This window comes from Reinekea forsetii (genome assembly GCF_002795845.1).
GTDB classification, from domain to species: domain Bacteria; phylum Pseudomonadota; class Gammaproteobacteria; order Pseudomonadales; family Natronospirillaceae; genus Reinekea; species Reinekea forsetii.
Map to the genome: position 1 here is coordinate 3,597,501 of NZ_CP011797.1, position 17,423 is coordinate 3,614,923.

15 protein-coding genes (1 of these 15 only partly in view) are annotated in these 17,423 nt (G+C 56.9%); 6 read left to right on the plus strand and 9 right to left on the minus strand.

Annotated features, from left to right (window positions below; translation table 11 throughout):
* Positions 1 to 78, minus strand: the start of a protein-coding gene (locus REIFOR_RS16415) for a TraB/GumN family protein (RefSeq protein ID WP_100258584.1). Its footprint begins 792 nt before the window's first position; 78 of the gene's 870 nt are visible here — the first part of the coding sequence; its start codon is at positions 76 to 78; its stop codon lies beyond the left edge, outside the window.
* 218 nt (positions 79 to 296) lie between these two features.
* On the opposite strand from REIFOR_RS16415, the gene REIFOR_RS16420 reads away from it, so the two are divergent.
* Positions 297 to 1,136: a CvfB family protein gene (locus tag REIFOR_RS16420; RefSeq protein WP_100258585.1), complete on the plus strand. Its 840-nt coding sequence runs from the start codon at positions 297 to 299 to the stop codon at positions 1,134 to 1,136.
* A 262-nt stretch (positions 1,137 to 1,398) separates the two neighbouring features.
* A complete protein-coding gene (gene rep, locus REIFOR_RS16425; protein WP_100258586.1) occupies positions 1,399 to 3,423 on the plus strand; it encodes a DNA helicase Rep in 2,025 nt (674 codons plus the stop codon).
* A 56-nt stretch (positions 3,424 to 3,479) separates the two neighbouring features.
* On the opposite strand, the gene REIFOR_RS16430 is transcribed toward rep, so the two are convergent.
* The 4 genes from REIFOR_RS16430 to REIFOR_RS16445 form a co-directional block, all read right to left on the minus strand.
* On the minus strand, positions 3,480 to 4,421 hold the full coding sequence (locus REIFOR_RS16430) for an SPFH domain-containing protein (protein ID WP_100258587.1): 942 nt from the start codon (positions 4,419 to 4,421) through the stop codon (positions 3,480 to 3,482).
* A 12-nt stretch (positions 4,422 to 4,433) separates the two neighbouring features.
* Positions 4,434 to 5,342, minus strand: coding sequence for an SPFH domain-containing protein (locus REIFOR_RS16435; protein ID WP_100258588.1), 909 nt, complete (start codon positions 5,340 to 5,342; stop codon positions 4,434 to 4,436).
* Between the two features lies 1 nt (position 5,343).
* Positions 5,344 to 5,790 carry an NfeD family protein gene (locus tag REIFOR_RS16440; protein ID WP_100258589.1) on the minus strand — a complete coding sequence of 149 codons (447 nt, stop codon included), beginning with the start codon at positions 5,788 to 5,790 and terminating at the stop codon, positions 5,344 to 5,346.
* Positions 5,791 to 5,961: 171 nt separating this feature from the next.
* Positions 5,962 to 6,441 (minus strand): FKBP-type peptidyl-prolyl cis-trans isomerase, encoded by a 480-nt coding sequence (locus REIFOR_RS16445; RefSeq protein WP_100258590.1) that lies wholly within the window; start codon positions 6,439 to 6,441, stop codon positions 5,962 to 5,964.
* A 261-nt stretch (positions 6,442 to 6,702) separates the two neighbouring features.
* On the opposite strand from REIFOR_RS16445, the gene REIFOR_RS16450 reads away from it, so the two are divergent.
* The 4 genes from REIFOR_RS16450 to REIFOR_RS16465 all read left to right on the plus strand — a co-directional run bounded on the left by REIFOR_RS16450 (position 6,703) and on the right by REIFOR_RS16465 (position 12,691).
* Positions 6,703 to 7,965: an MFS transporter gene (locus tag REIFOR_RS16450; protein WP_100258591.1), complete on the plus strand. Its 1,263-nt coding sequence runs from the start codon at positions 6,703 to 6,705 to the stop codon at positions 7,963 to 7,965.
* Between the two features lie 8 nt (positions 7,966 to 7,973).
* Positions 7,974 to 9,062: a tRNA 2-selenouridine(34) synthase MnmH gene (gene mnmH, locus REIFOR_RS16455; protein WP_100258592.1), complete on the plus strand. Its 1,089-nt coding sequence runs from the start codon at positions 7,974 to 7,976 to the stop codon at positions 9,060 to 9,062.
* 120 nt (positions 9,063 to 9,182) lie between these two features.
* Entirely contained in the window at positions 9,183 to 11,348 is a 2,166-nt protein-coding gene (gene selD, locus REIFOR_RS16460) for a selenide, water dikinase SelD (RefSeq protein ID WP_227003714.1), read from the plus strand.
* 122 nt (positions 11,349 to 11,470) lie between these two features.
* On the plus strand, positions 11,471 to 12,691 hold the full coding sequence (locus REIFOR_RS16465; protein ID WP_100258593.1) for an HD-GYP domain-containing protein: 1,221 nt from the start codon (positions 11,471 to 11,473) through the stop codon (positions 12,689 to 12,691).
* A 53-nt stretch (positions 12,692 to 12,744) separates the two neighbouring features.
* Here REIFOR_RS16465 and pdxH read toward each other — a convergent pair whose 3' ends face one another.
* The 4 genes from pdxH to glyQ all read right to left on the minus strand — a co-directional run bounded on the left by pdxH (position 12,745) and on the right by glyQ (position 17,362).
* Positions 12,745 to 13,383, minus strand: a complete 639-nt coding sequence (gene pdxH, locus REIFOR_RS16470; RefSeq protein WP_100258594.1) for a pyridoxamine 5'-phosphate oxidase — start codon at positions 13,381 to 13,383, stop codon at positions 12,745 to 12,747.
* A gap of 113 nt (positions 13,384 to 13,496) precedes the next feature.
* Positions 13,497 to 14,312 carry a bifunctional DNA-formamidopyrimidine glycosylase/DNA-(apurinic or apyrimidinic site) lyase gene (gene mutM / locus REIFOR_RS16475; RefSeq protein ID WP_100258595.1) on the minus strand — a complete coding sequence of 272 codons (816 nt, stop codon included), beginning with the start codon at positions 14,310 to 14,312 and terminating at the stop codon, positions 13,497 to 13,499.
* A gap of 18 nt (positions 14,313 to 14,330) precedes the next feature.
* Complete coding sequence (glyS, locus tag REIFOR_RS16480; protein ID WP_319418066.1) at positions 14,331 to 16,400, minus strand: glycine--tRNA ligase subunit beta; 2,070 nt, start codon at positions 16,398 to 16,400, stop codon at positions 14,331 to 14,333.
* Positions 16,397 to 17,362 (minus strand): glycine--tRNA ligase subunit alpha, encoded by a 966-nt coding sequence (glyQ, locus tag REIFOR_RS16485; protein ID WP_227003715.1) that lies wholly within the window; start codon positions 17,360 to 17,362, stop codon positions 16,397 to 16,399. Before glyQ ends, glyS begins: the two co-directional genes overlap by 4 nt.
* Positions 17,363 to 17,423 lie beyond the last annotated feature (61 nt).

Below are 17,423 nucleotides of genomic sequence, written 5' to 3' on the forward strand. Positions count from 1 at the left end.
GCCTTGTACATGCCATATCGATGCGCCTATGACGCTGGCGGAATAACATAAACTCAGGGTGAGAAGTAATACACGCATGAAGGTACCTTTAAAGGACGATTCGCCCACTATTGGAGACGGGAGCCGTTCCGAGCTAGAAAACGAAGTTACATATTGTTGCGCCCTATTATGCCCACTGTCTTACCGGACCAACAACGTAACCGGGGCATCGGGTGCTATAACATCCAGCTGCGCGACCCATGCTAAAATCCATTTTTTCCCTTATACTGCGCCTTTTCCCCTTTTTGGTGGGCTCCATGGCACAAATCGGCAAGTACAACACCCTTGAAGTCACCTCTATTATGGACTTTGGGGTCTATCTCGATGGCGAGAACCTTGAGGCAATCCTGCTTCCGAAGACTCAGGTGCCACCCGATACCGAGCTGGGTGACTGGATCAATGTCTTTATCTATCTGGATTCAGAAGATCGACTGATTGCCACCAGCCTGAAGCCCAAGGCTGAGGTGGGCATGTGTGCCGCCTTGGAAGTCAAGGACACTACCTCCTTTGGTGCTTTTTTGGACTGGGGTCTGCCCAAGGAGTTGTTGGTGCCACTCGGCCAGCAACGCAAGCCGATGGAAGTGGGGCAAACTCACGTGGTCTATCTATTTGTCGATGAACACACCATGCGCATTACCGGCTCGGCCAAATTGAGCAATTATCTGCGCGAAGAAACCAGCAACTATAGCGTCAATGATCGAGTCAGCCTACTGGTCGTCGGCCGCACCGATATTGGCTATAAGGCGGTCGTCGATCAACTGTACCTGGGTATGATTCTAAACGCCGACCTACTGCAGCCGCTCAAGGTGGGCCAGCAGTTGTCGGGCTATATTAAGAATATCCGCGAAGACCAGAAGATCGATCTGGCGATTCAGCTTCAGGGCCACGAAGCCCGCCTCGATATAGGCGAGCGTATTTTGGTCGAGCTCAAGGTCAATGGCGGCACGCTGCCGCTGTCCGATAAGAGCTCGCCCGAGGCCATCTACAGTACCTTTCAGGTCAGCAAGGGTAACTTTAAAAATGCGATCGGCCGGCTTTTCAAGCTACAGAAGATCCGTATTGAGCCGCATCAGATCGTTCTATTGGATAGCGAATAGCCCAGCATCGACCTGTGCCCTGCCTAAATGGATAGCGCACCGAGCCACCGGGCTTAGGTGCATCAATCGGGGGGCAGGGCCTGTGGGTAGCCGCAGGTTAAGCCTTGACCCAGCCATATTATTATCGCTGTGTGAAGCTGATCCGCAGCATCGTCAATAATCCGGCATAAAAAGATCCATTTAGAGCCAATATAAAACTTCCCTTGGGTGAACATCCACGGGCTGTTAAAATTCCTGCTCCTTTCCTGGTAACCCCACTGACATGGCCACCCAACTCAATCCCAGCCAACAAGAATCCGTACAGTACATCAGTGGGCCTCTGCTGGTGCTGGCCGGCGCGGGGTCGGGTAAAACGTCGGTGATCACCCAAAAAATCGCCTATCTGATTCAGGAATGCGGTTATAAGGCCCACAATATAGCCGCCGTGACCTTTACCAATAAGGCCGCTCGAGAAATGAAGGCCCGCGTCAGCAAGCTGGTTAAGGGCAAGCAGGCCCATGGTCTAATCGTCTCGACCTTCCATAACCTGGGTCTGAATATTCTCCGCAAGGAGTCCCTCCATCTGGGCCTTAAGAGCAACTTCACCCTGTTCGATGACCACGATTCCAAGGCCCTGATCAAGGATATCATCTTGCGCACGGCGCCCAATGCGGCCGATGAACTCGATTATTTTCGCAACCTGATTAGCCTGTGGAAAAACGATCTTAAGGACCCGGAGCAGCTGGTCGGCAAGATGGAGGACGGCAACCACGAATTGGCCGTGGCGATCTATGCCGAATACAACCGGATGCTCAGCGCCTACAACGCGGTCGACTTTGACGACCTGATTCGCTTGCCGGCGACCCTATTTTTAAACAACGCCGAAGTGCTCGGCAAATGGCAGCGGCGGATCCGCTATCTGCTGGTCGATGAGTACCAGGACACCAATATTTCCCAATACCTGTTGGTCAAACTGCTGGTCGGCGAGAACCAACGCTTTACTGTGGTCGGTGATGATGATCAGTCGGTCTATAGCTGGCGCGGTGCGCGACCGGAAAATCTGGTCCAGTTGCAGGAAGACTTTCCGCACCTAAGGCTGGTTAAGCTGGAGCAAAACTACCGCTCGACTGGCCTGATTTTAAAGGCAGCTAACACCGTTATCGACAATAATCCACACGTCTTCAAGAAGACCCTGTGGAGCGACAAGACGTTCGGGGATCCGATCCGCATTATCCGTTCCGGCTCGGATGAGTCCGAGGCCGAACGGGTGGCCAACGAAATACTGCATCAACATCTGGTGCGCCGGGCCGACTACCGCGACTTTGCTATCCTCTATCGGGGCAATCATCAGTCGCGCATTATGGAGATGAAGCTGCAACAGAATCGGATTCCCTACAAGATCAACGGCGGCACCTCATTCTTCGCCAAGGCTGAGATCAAGGATCTGATGAGCTATCTGCGTTTGCTGATCAACCCCGATGATGACGCGGCCTTTTTACGCATTATCAATACCCCGCGCCGGGAGATCGGCGCGGCGACGCTGGAAAAGCTCAACGACTATTCCGCCGTGCGCGGTGTCAGCCTGTCCGCGGCGAGCAGCGAAATCGGCCTGCGCCAGCATCTATCGGCCAAGTCCGGCGCCCGCTTGGAGCGTTTCAGCGCCTGGCTCGAGCGTACTATCCATAAGTTACACACGGTCGAGGATCCGGTCGTGGTGATCCGCGAGATGCTCACCGATATCAACTATGAGGCCTGGCTGCGGCAAGACAGTCAGAGCGACAAGATGGCGGAGAAGCGCCTCGCCAATGTCCATATCCTGGTCGATGGCCTACAGTCTATGCTGGAAAAGGGCAATGATGAGGACGACTCGGACCTGGCGATCGGCGATGCGATCGGCAAGCTGGTATTGCGCGACCTGATGGATCGACAGGAAGAGGAGGATGAAACCGACGCTGTGCAATTGATGACCTTGCACGCCTCCAAAGGATTGGAATTCCCCTATGTCTTTGTCATCGGTATGGAGGAAGAGTTGCTGCCGCACCGAAACTCGATCGAGTCGGGCGATATAGAAGAAGAACGACGTCTGATGTATGTCGGCATTACCCGGGCACAAACCACCCTCACCCTGACCTACGCCGCCAAACGCAAACAGTTCGGCGAGCTGCACGACTGTACGCCGAGTCGCTTTTTAGATGAGTTACCGCAGGAAGACGTGAAGTGGATTGGTACCGACAAGATTGACTCACCGGCCGATAAGGCGAGCAATGCGCGCACCATCAGTGATTTGCGCGCGCTGTTAAACGGCTAACTGAGCCCCGGGTTGAACGCGCGTAAGGCGCTCAACCCGGGGCCTCTGGGCTCAGCCTACTTCTTGTCGGCGATCAGTTCTAAATCGGCCATACGCAACCAGCCGTGGAAGTCGGCGACATTGGCCGGCAGTACCACTCGGGTCGTGGCATCGGCTAGGGTGCCGACCTTGGTAAAGAGCTTTTCGGCCAATTGCAGCCGAATAGACGCCTCGCCACCCTCGGCATGAATCGCCGCACCAATTTTCTCGATCGACTCTGACGTCGCCTTGGCGATGGTCAAGATCTCTTGCGCCTTACCTTCGGCCTCATTGATCAACTGCTGCTTATCACCTTCGGAGACGTTAATGGTTTCGGTCATCACACCTTCAGAGACATTGATGCGCGACTGCTTGTCCCCGAGGCTTTTCGCCAAGATGGCGCGCTTTTCTCGCTCGGCGGTGACCTGCCGTTCCATCGCCTCGTTGACGCTGGCAGGGGGCAGGATGTTTTTAATCTCGAAGCGCAAGACGCGAATACCCCAGGCACGACCGGCGGCATTGAGCACTTCAACGACCTTGGAGCTGACCAGGTCACGCTCTTCAAAGGTGCGTTCCAGATCCAGGGTGCCAATCACCGACCGGGTTGTGGTGCGCGCCAACTGCACGGCCGCATCCATATAGTCGACGATGCCATAGGAGGCCTTGCTCGGATCCTCGACCGCCAGATAGATTACACCATCGACCTGCAGGTTAATCTCATCCTTAGAAAAACAATATTGCGGCGGCACATCGACGGTCATTTCTTTCAGGTTAACGCGGTCAGAAACCTTATCGACGAACGGTACGATGGCGTGAAAGCCAGGTTCCAACGTGCGTTGATAGCGGCCAAAACGCTCGACAATATAGGCCATCTTGGTCGGCACGAAATAGAGCGAGCGAAAAAATTGAAAGGTCACCGTGATGAAGATGACCGCCCAAACCGCGACGTTAAACGTATCTGCTATTGAGTTAGATTCCATAGGTCGGTCGCCTTAGCTTTTAAACTGTTTAGTTACTTGATCGACACCTTCGAAGATGCCCTTCACGCGGGCCATCTCACCCGGCAACACCGAGATGTCGGAGCTCGCCAAAATCTTGCCCAGCTCTTCGACAAACTGATCGACCAGACGCATCTTGATGGCCGTATTGCCGCCGGGCTTATTGATCGCCTCCGCGACAAGCGCAATGCCGGTAGCCTGGGCGCCAGCCAACAGGGAGATTTCTCGACCGCGGCCTTCGGCTATATTGATACGCCGTTGACGTTCACCGATCGACAGGTTGATCGCTTCTTGACGAACCCCTTCCGACATATTGATCTTGGCTTCTTTCTCGGCCGTGGCCAAGGTGATATCGGCGCGTCGGTCGCGCTCTGCGACCATCTGTTTCTCGAGTGTGGTGACCACATGGGCCGATGGACTGATATTGGCGACCTCGTAGCGGTACACCTTGATGCCCCAGCTTTCCGAGGCCCGGTCAATTTCCCGCACGATTGTTTCGTTGAGCGTTTCGCGCTCGGAGAAGATTTCCCCCAAGGACAGCTTACCCACCTCAGACCGCATGGTGGTCTGGGCCATATTGATGGCCGCCAGGCTGTAGTCGCCGATGCCATAGCTGGCCAACTGCGGATCCATGACCTTGAGATAGACCAGGCCGTCGATTTCCACCTGGATATTGTCCTTGGTGATACAGTGCTGCGGCGGGATATCGAAGACCTGTTCGCGAATTTCATGGCGATAGGCTACTCGATCAATAAAGGGCACAATTAGATGCAGACCGGGCTGAAAAACAGTGCGAAACTTCCCGAGCCGCTCGATCACAAAGGACTCGCGCATCGGCACCACGATCAGAAATAGCTTGAGGATAAAGAAGGCGGCCAGCGCCAGTATGGTAAAGAGTGTCATCTTAATTCCCTTCCAGTGGTTTAACGATAAAACAATTGCCATCTCGACCGATAATGGTCGCCGATTCGCCGGCGCCTAGCTCAACCTTCGCCTGGGCCGGCCAGCTGGTGCCTGAGTATTGAATACGACCTCGCCCAGAGGGCGTTATCGCGTCCTGCACCAGCACAATCTGACCCATAGCATCGACCAGCTCGTCGGTATTATCAACTCGCGATTCGGACGGATAAAGCCTAAGCAGTCCGGTGCGCAGAACCAATACAAAGGCGATTGAGGCGATAAAAAAGGTTAGCAGAATATTGGCCATTCCAGAGATATGACCGAAATGGATTAGGCCGCCGGTCAGCAGCGCGGCTGCGCCGATAAAGCCGAGCACGGCGCCAGGCATCACCAGCTCCATCAGTATCAAGAGGACACCCAGCACGAGCCAAACTAGCGGTAAGATTGCCATGAATTCGTCCCTCTGGGTCGATAAACGATTGCGACCTCCGCCTGAATCGGCGAGCGGCACCCCAACGGTAAGGATAGTACCTAGAGCGCACGAAAAGAAGGGCGCTGATGGACCAGCCTAATTGGGTTGCTAAGCCTCGACCGTTGGCCAGAGACTCAGCAACCCAAGGGATCAATGCTGGTGGCCACCGGCTCCGTGCACATGCCCATGTTCCAATTCTTCTTCGGTGGCATCGCGTACTTCGGTGATAGAACCGGTAAAGTGCAGGGTTTTACCCGCCAAAGGGTGGTTCGGATCGATGGTGATGTCGTCACCGTCCATCGCCGTAACGGTCAGTTGCATCGGGCCATTCGGCGTATCAGCGGTAAATACCATGCCGGGTTCAATCTGTTCGACGCCTTCAAAGGCACTCTTCGGCACAACCTGCACCAGGGCTTCATCGTGTTCGCCGTAGGCGTCCAATGGTTCAATCACCACGTCAAATTCGTCCCCGCTGGCTTTACCCAGGAGCGCACTCTCCAGGCCAGAAATAATATTATGGCCGCCGTGCAAGTAGACGAGGGGATCGTTCGCTTCGGAGCTGTCGATCAGGATTCCATCGCTGTCCTGCACATTATACTGGAGCGTCACTACCTTATTTTCTTCAATCATTGGGTTGTCCTATCGATTACATATATGAGTATCAAGTTAGCCTAAGCCCGACTGTGAAGGGTTTGGGCAGCGTCGACCTGGGTCGACGAATTAAGCGTAAATTTTGTCCTACCCTGGTCAGTTGGGGTCATTGTGTATGATTCAACCCCGTTTTGGGCTTCAATCGAATCGTGTGCGCTCGACTGAGACTTTTCTGACATCGAGCGCGGTTCGACCGTGCACTCTGTTAGACTGGCCGCCTATCCCCTGGATCCAGAATTAATGTCGAACACCTCCGCCTTACTGAACAGCCAATTTCGCATCTATTTTATCGCTTCCTGTTTCGCCACACTGGCCGTCTGGATGATACGTTTTCTGTTGGCCTGGCTTATTTGGCAACAAACTACGTCATTTTTTTGGGTCGGGGTGGCCAGCACCAGCCTGCTGTTACCCTCGCTGATTATCACGCCGATCTTTGGCGTTATTTCCGATCGCATCAATCTTAGGCGCGGCATGATCTATTGGCTGGCCTGCCAAGCGACGGTTACGCTATTGGCTATTGGCCTGCTGCGCTTCTCGCCACTGAGCCTGGCGCTGCTCTTAACCCTTACCTTTGCCTTCGGCGCGATTGCTGCCGCCGGCTCGCCCTTACGCCTGGCCCTGATCCCTCGTTTGGTGAGCCCGGATGAACTCAGTAATGCCGTTGGCTTAGGCGCCATGGTGTTTAACAGTTCGCGCATCGTTGCGCCCGCCATTGCCGCCGGGTGCCTGACCTTTATGAGCCCGAGTGGGGTTCTGGTGCTGGCCGGTTTGGCCTTTTTAACCGCCGCCCTGCTCAATCTGCTCCTGGATGAACATGCCAGTCCAGCAGGTCGCACGGCCAGCAGCCGGCCTGCCAATGGTTGGCAGGAGTTTACCGCCGGTGTACGGTTCAGCTGGTCCGACCCCGCGATTCGGCTACTCTGTACCCTCACTCTGATCAACAGCCAGGTCGCCCGCTCGCTAATGGAACTGCTGCCGGCCCTGTCGGGTCTATTTACCGCCGGCACGGCAACCGACCTGGCCACCCTAACCGCATTCGCCGGGGCGGGGTCGATTCTTGGTGGCTGGTATATGTCCACCCTCGGGCGCGACACCCGACGCCTGGTGCGCGTATTGATCGGGGCCATGTTTTTCACCGCTCTGGCGATTGTACCGCTCCTGTTTCGGTTATCAATTTGGCCGATGTCGGTCTTTATTGGTTTGATTAGCCTGCTGATGACCCTATTGGGTACTGGCTCGCAGATTCTCTTGCAGCGTCAGACCGTGGATGGGATGCGCGGCCGGGTGCTCAGCTTATGGATTACCCTCGCCATCGCCGGTGCCGCCTTGGGCGCGTTAATAATGGGTGCCATTGCCGAGTTTCTCGGCTTTCCCGTTATGCTCTCGCTGATGCTGCTATTATCCCTGCTGAGCACCGCTTGGCTGTCGCGCCGCGGCTCATTGATTTACGATAGAGCGTTGCCGGCCGACCCGCTGACAACAACCCTGCAACCCCAACCTTAGGAAGGCCTGTGCAACCGATTCGCGACTTTACCAGCCTGTTTTTGCAGGACCGACCCATGATAGATGTCCGGGCACCCGTGGAATACGCCAAGGGTGCCTTTCCCAGCTCACACAATCGGCCGCTTATGGTTGATCACGAACGGGAGGCTGTTGGGACCTGCTATAAAGAACAAGGCCAGGCGGCGGCGATCGATTTGGGCCATCAGCTGGTCCAGGGCGACCTCAAGGCCGAACGCGTGCAGGCTTGGGTCGCCTTTGCGGCAGAGCATCCGGAGGCCGTCCTCTATTGTTTTCGCGGCGGCCTGCGCTCACGCATCAGCCAGCAGTGGCTCAGCGACGCCGGGGTTGATCTGCCCATGATCGAGGGCGGTTACAAGGCATTGCGGTCTTTTTTGCTCGAACAGTTACACGAGCGCTTAAGGGTCGGCCATATCAGGGTGCTATCGGGCGCCACCGGCTCGGGCAAGACCGAGGTAATTCGCTCGGTTGATCAGGCGATTGATTTGGAAGGCATGGCCAATCATCGCGGCAGTGCCTTCGGGTACACCGGCAGCACGCAACCGGCGCAAATCGATTTTGAAAATGCCTGGTCGGTCGCCTGGCTCAAACTTGCGGCGCGCAGTTCCGGACCGGTGCTGTTCGAGGATGAGGGCCGGTTGATTGGCCGGGTGGCCGTATTGCCGGAATTTTTGGTGCTCAGCCAAGGAGCGCCCATCGTCAAGTTGACCGTGCCGTTGGAACAACGCATTCAACGGATTTGTCGAGACTATTTTCAGGACGCCTATCAGCGCCACCTCTGTCACGGTGAGCAAGTGGCCCTAGCCTATTTGGATGAGTTTGTCCGCGGTGCCCTGACCCGAATACAGAAACGCCTCGGTGGTGTGCGCTTTGCTCGGTTGATTCAGTGCCTCGACGCCGGGCTGGTCGATCTGGCCCAGCGCGGGGGCTGGACCCAGTTTGAGAATTTAGTTGAAATACTGCTGTCCGACTATTACGACCCCATGTATGACTACCAATTTGCCAGCAAGGCAGAGCACACCCTCTTCGAAGGCAATCACCAGGAGATTCTGCAATGGCTGGCTCAACAAGCCCAGTAGCGGCACTCAGCGCGGCCAGCTCCGGGTATCGGCATGTTGTTCAAGTCCATCTTGATTCCCCCTCGGTACGCTCTGGCTGGCCTATCAGTCGGCGAAATTTACCCTACGCAGGACACTGCAATGATCACAGCGGGAAACACTGAGATGATCGAACGGGATCTGGTTTTTGTTGGCGGTGGCCATAGCCATGCGCTGGTACTGCGCATGTTGGCGATGAAACCCATAGCGGGCGTCCGCTTAACTCTGGTCTCGGACACACTACTAACCCCCTATTCTGGTATGTTGCCCGGTTATTTGGCCGGGCACTATAGTGTCGAGGAAACCCATCTGGATCTGCCACGCCTGTGCCAAGCGGCCCAGGTGCGCTTTATCCATGCCCGAGTGACCGGAATCGACCTCGAACGAAAACAACTGCAACTGGCCGACCAGCCGCCGCTCAGCTACGACCGCGTCTCGATTAACACCGGATCGACACCGAACCTGGCCGTGCCCGGCGCGCGCGAGTTTGCCATCGGGGTCAAGCCGATCAGTCAACTGACGCACCTATGGCAAGATCTGCTCGACCAACGCGGGCCGGGCACCCGACCGCACTGGGCGGTCATCGGCGGCGGTCCGGCCGGTATCGAGGTGGTGCTGGCGATCGCGGCACGCTTTGCTCAAGAGGGGCGGCCCTTAGAACTGTCGCTGGTGCAGTCTGGCACCACGCTCTTGCCCGCGTATGGAGCTGCCGTACAGCGCGCCGTGGCAGCGGCGCTAAAACGCTATGGCATCCACTGGGTGACTAATTTTCGCGTCGCCGAGGTCACCGCTGACCGGCTGACCGCCACCGATGGCCAGACCCTGGCGATGGATAAGTCGCTTTGGTGTACGCCCGCTGCAGCCCCGAGCTGGCCCGGCTTGGCTGGCTTGGCGGTCGACGACCAAGGCTTTATTGCAGTCAATGCCTATCTGCAAAGCACCTCCAACCCTGAGGTGTTCGCCTGTGGCGATGTCGCTGCCATGGTGGCCTCGCCTCGGCCTAAGGCGGGGGTCTTTGCAGTGCGCTCGGCCCCCTTCCTGCTGAAAAATCTACGTGCCGTCTTTGCCCAGCAAAAGCTCAGACCGCTTGGCCTGCAGCGCGACTTTCTATCGCTTATTTCGCTCGGCGATCAACGCGCGGTCGGGCAGCGTAATGGCATAGGGTTTTCTGGACGCTGGGTCTGGCGCTGGAAAGATTCGATCGACCGCAAATTTATGGCACTGTTCGGGTCGGGCCTGCCGGGTCAGAACATGACCATGACTGAGCCGATGCACTGTGCCGGTTGCGGCAGCAAGGTCGGTCCGGGTCTATTGGCCGAGACCTTGCAAAATTTACCGCTTTATCCGCGCGCCGAACTGGCTGCCGATCTGACCCAAGCCGAAGATGCGGCCGTTGCGCTGCGCATCGCAGACCAACCGGCTTGGCAGAGCTTAGATGGCTTCCGAGCCTTCACCGATGACCTCTATCGGCTCGGCGTGGTAGCCACCCATCACGCCATCAATGACCTCTATGCCATGGGCATCGCCCCGACCAGTGCTCAGGTCTGGGCCAATTTGGCGTTCAGCCATCCACGGCTCCTCAAGCGTGACTTCACGCGCTTGATGACCGGGATCAGCCAGACCCTGATTCACCATGAGACAACCCTGATCGGCGGCCATAGCAGCGAAGGGCAGGAAACCCATGTCGCGTTGGTGGTCAATGGCGCCGGATCGGGACGCTGGCCGAAATCCGGCCTCCAGCACGGTGATTGGCTGCTGCTCAATAAACCCTTGGGCAGTGGCATTTTACTGGCCGCCGGCCAGCAGAATATCGCCTCGACCGCTGCAAGGACTGACCTCTGGCAGCATCTGCTGGCGTCGAATCGAGATTTCTTTATCGCGTTGCAGGATCATCCGGTGCACGCCGCGACCGATGTAACCGGCTTTGGTCTGGTGGGCCATTTGCTGGAGATGGTGCGACAAACCGACTGCACAGTTGTGCTCGACAGTGCCGCGGTGCCCTTGATGGTCGACGCCTTAGCGCTCAGCGAACAGGGTGTGCAGTCAAGCCTCTGGCCACAGTTGCAGCCCTTGTTACTCGATTGCCGGGTCGGCTCGGTGAGCGCGGCATTACTGGCCTGCTTGCTCGACCCGCAGACCAATGGTGGGCTGCTGATCGCGGTGCCGGCGCCAACGGGTGCGCTACTGATTGAATGGGCGGGCGTCCATAAGATTGGCACGGTCGAGACGGCGGGCGGGCCCGGCGACAAAAAAATCGCTATTATCTAAGCTCTGAGGTATCCGCTGGCAAGGCCGCTTGCGCTTAGGCAGCTCAGGCATCGACAAACGGGGTTGACCCTTGTCAAAATGGTCTATGCTTTAGGGAGTCATCTTCCTTAGGCCGACGTCTCTTGATAAAACAGATCAGCATTGGCCAACTCTCACCTGGCATGTATATAGCGGACCTCAATAACCAATGGATTCCACGCACCAATGCTGCGCGCAACGGGCTCGTTAAGAACCAGCTGGTTATCGATAAGATTCGAGCGCTCGGCGTGACTGAACTCTTTATCGATACCGATAAGGGTGTCGATTGCTTACAAGGCCAGGCCGCGGATGCGGTTAAACAGCTCCAGGCCAATCAATTTAATTCACTCAGCCTCCAGAGCGGAGCCATGGGCGCAAAGCCGGGCGGCCGACCGGCTACGGTGACTCAGGAGCGGGACCGCGCGGAACAACGCTATGGCGCAGCCAAGCAACTGGTCGGTGGCATCATCGAAGATATTAAGACCGGCAAGGGCGTCAACGCCGACGCGGTCGACAACTCGGCGAGCGATCTGATTGAGTCACTCAATGCCAATGAAAATGCCCTGACCTGCCTGTCCTTTATCCGCACCAAAGACCAGTACTTGCTCGAACATTCGGTTAATGTGGCCTTACTGCTGGGGATTTTTGCCAAGGCCCAAAGGATGGACGATAGCACCATTCATCAATTGGTCGCCGGTGGGTTACTGCACGATATCGGCAAGGTCCTGGTTCCGGCGGAGATACTCAATAAGAGCGGCAAACTCGAGCCGGATGAATGGGATGAAATGAAGCGCCATGTCACCTACGGTGAACAGATTTTGGCCGTCACCGCCGGCCTATCCGACATCACTCGCTCCATCTGCTCGATTCACCATGAACGATTGGATGGCAGCGGCTATCCGCGCAATCTGCCGGCTAGCGAGATTTCTCTCTATGGCCGTATGGCGGCCATCTGTGATGTCTACGATGCGGTCACCGCCGACCGGGTCTACCACAGTGGCATGGAGCCGAAGCAGGCGCTAAAAAAACTCATCGAGTGGAGTATTTTCCATCTCGATAAGGACTTGGTCTATGACTTTATCCGTTGTTTATCGGCCTACCCGGTCGGCACCCTAGTGGAATTATCGCATGAGCGCGCCGCGGTGATTATCGGCGCCAATCGGCGCCAGCCGAAACAGCCGATGGTGCGGCTGTTCTACAACACCAAAGAGCAGCGGACGGTTACACCGGAGATCATCGATCTGGCCAGTAAAAACTGCGCCTATGCAATCATCAACACCCTCGACCGGCGTCAATTGGGCATCGATATTCGCCCCTTTCTATAACGGCCAGGTTTTTTGCCCAGTTTGCTCAACCCAACCCCAGGAAGGGGACCTAATCAGGGCTGTAGGCGATCCAACTGCCAAGACTCACCATCGGCCCGATACATAAAGCGATCGTGCAGACGCGCCCCGCGACCCTGCCAAAATTCGATTTGAGTGGGCACTACGCGATAGCCCCCCCAAAAGGCCGGCATCGGTATTTCCCCTTCGCCGAACTTATGTTTGATTTGCTCGAATGCCTGCTCCAACAATTTGCGCGACCCGATGGTACGGCTCTGTTGACTGGTCCAAGCGGCCAATTGGCTGTTGCGTGGCCGGCTGAGGAAGTACTTAGTCGACTCGGCCAGCGACAGCTTTTCTGCCCGACCATAGACCACCACCTGGCGTTCCAGCGGCGTCCAGGCAAAGTGCAGACACACCTTGGCGTTGCCGGCCATGTCGTTCGCCTTATGGCTTTCCAGATTGGTGTAGAAGACAAAGCCGCGTTGATCGACATTTTTAAGCAACACAATGCGCGCACTGGGTTGACCCTGCGCATCGACGGTGGCCAACGACATCGCGGTCGGATCAGCATTTAAATCGGCGCCCAGGGCCTGCTCCAACCAACGCTCAAACTGCACCATCGGATGGTCGTCCAATTGTTCCCGGTCTAACCCGGCTTGGGTATATTCACGGCGTATATCGTCTAATTTCATAGTGGCCTCGATTAGGTGTGGGCTCGGCTGAGCTAGCTTTTACGGTTACCGGTCGCCAATAGACCTAGTGAAACGAACGGCAGTAGGCCATTCGGATTGGTGCCCGTTTAAGACTAGGACTGACACTGGTGACAGTAGCAGGTACTGCGGTTATTGGTGCGCACTTCCTTAATAAGCGTGGCACAACGCCGACAGGGCAGCCCGGCTCGGCCATAGACGTTGAGCGATTGGGCGAAATAGCCCGGCTTGCCATCGGCACCGACGAAGTCTTTGAGCGTGGTGCCGCCCTGATTGATGGCCATCGCCAACAAGGATTTAACATTGCTGACTAGGCTGCGGCATTCCGCCTTGGTCAATCGTCCGGCGAGTTTGTGCGGGGTGATGCCACTTAAGAACAGCGCCTCATTGGCATAGATATTCCCCACCCCAACGACCAACTTGGCATCCATCAGCAGGGTCTTAATCTTGGTCTTACGTTTGCGCGTACGCGGATAGAGATAGTCGAAGTCGAACGCGTCGGTGAGCGGTTCAGGGCCCAGATTTTCAATCAGGCGATGGCTATGAACGTCGGTTTCGGTATAGAGCCACAGACCAAAGCGGCGTGGGTCGTGATAGCGCAGCCTGGTGCCGTTATCAAGTTCCAGATCGACATGGTCGTGCTTAGTGGGCGTTAGGTCATCGAGCAGGATGCGCAAGCTGCCCGACATACCCAGATGGACCAACACAGTCCCGCGTTCTAGAACGAGGAAAAGATATTTGGAGCGCCGCTCGACGCGCACTATAACCTGATCTTGCGCCCAAGCCGGCAGTGCATCGGGAATCGGCCAACGCAAGCGGGCATCCCGAACCACCATGCGATTGATGGTACGACCCACCAGGTGGGGCTCAACGCCCCGGCGGGTGGTTTCAACTTCGGGTAATTCGGGCATAGGGCCACTGGCTCCGTGTTAGAGAACGGATATGTCCGCAACTTGCAGAAACAGACCGCGCAGCTTGGCCAACAAGGCCAAGCGATTAGCGCGCACAGCGGCATCATCGGCCATCACCATGACCTGGTCGAAGAAGGTATCGACCACATCGCGCAGCCCCGCCAATTCGGTTAGGGCCAAGCCATAATGGCTCTGCTGAACGGCCTCGGTGACGCTACTGGTGACCGCCTCCAGGGCCGCAAACAGCTCGGCCTCGGCCGCCTCAGTAAATAGGCTTGGGTCGACCGGTGTGTCGACCGGGCCATCGACCTTGGCCAACAGATTCGACACCCGCTTATTGGCGGCAGCCAAGGCGGCGGCCTGATCGAGTTGACTGAAGGCGACAACCGCCCGCACGCGCAAATCGATATCGTAGGGCTGGGTCGGATTCAGGGCGCGCACGGCTTGAAAGATCTCGGTGCGGAAACCGGCATCGTGATAACCGGCGCTGAAGCGATCGAGAATATAGCTGACCACATCGGCGACCACAATGTCCTGCTTGGGCAAGTTGGCATGTTGCGCGGCGGCAAATTCAACCAGGGTGACCAGATCCAGCGGCAGTTTTCGCTCGACCAGAATCCGTAACACTCCGACGGCGGCTCGACGCAAGGCAAAGGGATCCTTGGTACCGCTCGGTGGCTGGCCGATACCAAACAGACCGGACAGGTTATCCAAACGATCGGCCAGCGCCAGCGCCATACCTTCGCGCGCCTGCGGCAGATCGTCGCCGGCACCAGCGGGCTTGTACTGCTCCAAGATGGCGGCGGCAACGGACTCAGACTCGCCATCGGCTAGGGCATAATAGTGCCCCGCTATACCCTGCAAATCGGTAAACTCGCACACCATATCGGTGACCAGATCGGCCTTGGCCAGCAGCGCAGCGCGTTCGGCGGCGCTGACCGAGGCGCCAATCTCACCGGCGATAAAACCGGCAATGCTTTGTAACCGGTGGCTTTTATCGAAGACGCTGCCGAGCTGCTGCTGAAACATCAAGGTCTTCAGGCGCTCAACGCGCTCGACCAGCGGTGTTTTCTTGTCGGTTTCCCAAAAAAAGGCGGCATCGGCCAGGCGCGGTCGAATAACCTTTTCATTGCCGGCAATCACCAACGCGGGGTCGCTGCTGTCGATATTGGCAATAAAGATAAAATAGGGTTGGATCGCACCTTGGGCATCGACGGTCGGGAAATATTTTTGGTGTTCTTCCATCGACGACATCAGCGCCTCGGCCGGCACGTCGAGAAAACGCGCTTCAAACTGACCGACTAAGGCCACTGGCCATTCGTTCAGTCCGGTCACCTCATCGAGCAGGTCCGGATCGATCACGGCGATTAAGCCCTTGGCCTGCGCGGCCTGTTTTACGGCCGTTTCGATCAGCTCATGGCGCTCACTAAAGGAGGCAATGACCTTGCCTTCACTGCGCAGTAGGTCGGCATAGGCGGCCGGGTTCGGCACCACCAGTTCGACCGGCGCGTGAAAGCGATGGCCACGGGTCACGTTGCCGGCCGCAACGCCATAGACGGTGGTCGGGACAACCTGATCACCGAGCAGCATCAGTAGCCATTTCACCGGGCGGACGAACTCATCACGCCGACTGCCCCAACGCATCCGTTTGGCAATCGGCAGATTGTCGAGCGCCTGCTGCACGATGCCCGGTAACAGCGCCTCGGTCGCTTGACCCGCCTTGGTACCCTGGTAGACCAACCAAGCGCCCTTATCGGTTTCCAGCGTGACCAGATCGCTGACCTCAACGCCGCAGGAGCGGGCAAAGCCGAGCACGGCCTTGGTCGGCTCACCGGCCGGATCGAAGGCGGCCTTGAGCGCGGGACCGCGTCGTTCGATCTGTTCATCGGGCTGATGCAGCTGCAAGTTGGTAATATGCAATGCCAGGCGCCGCGGAGCACCATAGCGCACATTGGCATCAAAGCTCAGGCCGGCACTGCTCAGGCGCTCGAGGATACCCTCGGCGAAGGCGTTCATCAGGGTGCTCAGGGCTTTGGGCGGCAATTCTTCGGTGCCCAGCTCAATCAGAAAATCGGCTTGTGTCATCATTTTGTCTCTCCCGCGGCGGCCGCTTCTTTGGCGATCACCTCATCGCGCAAGGCAGCAGGTGCCTGGGGGAAGCCCAGTTTCAGGCGAGAGTCGAAATAGCTGCGCGCCACCAGGCGCGACAGGGTACGAATCTGCAGGATATAACGCTGCCGTTCGGTCACCGAGATCGCCTTGCGGGCATCGAGCAAGTTAAAAGTATGACCGGATTTGAGAATCTGCTCGTAAGCCGGTAATGGCAGGTCCAGGTCGATCAACTTCTGCGCCTCGGCGGCATGGTAATCGAACTGATGAAACAGTTCGGCGACATCGGCATGGGCGAAGTTGTAGGTCGATTGCTCGACTTCGTTTTGATGAAAGACATCACCATAGGTCACCGGCGTGCCATCGGGGCCCACGGTCCAAACCAGATCGTAGACGCTGTCGACGCCCTGAATATACATGGCCAGACGTTCCAGACCATAGGTCACCTCACCGGTCACCGGATAGCATTCCAGCCCGCCGACCTGTTGAAAATAGGTAAACTGGGTCACCTCCATACCATTGAGCCAGACTTCCCAACCCAGACCCCAGGCACCGAGGGTCGGGTTTTCCCAGTTGTCTTCGACAAAGCGGATATCATAGATGGTTGGGTCGATGCCCAGCGCTTTAAGAGAACCCAGGTAGAGTTCCTGAATGTTATCGGGATGGGGTTTGAGAACCACTTGAAACTGATAGTAGTGCTGCAGACGGTTGGGGTTTTCACCATAACGACCGTCGGTCGGCCGGCGTGACGGCTGCACATAGGCGGCATTCCAGGTTTCCGGACCGAGGGCCCGCAAGAAAGTCGCCGGGTGCGAGGTGCCCGCGCCGACTTCCATATCGAGCGGCTGCATCAGCACGCAGCCTTGGTCGGCCCAGTATTGTTGCAGGGTCAGGATCAATCCTTGAAAGGTTCTCGTCTGTGCTGTTGTCTCTATAGTCACGATGGTTTTCTCACGTTACCCGATGAATGGCAATGGCTGGAACAGGGCCGGCCATTATACA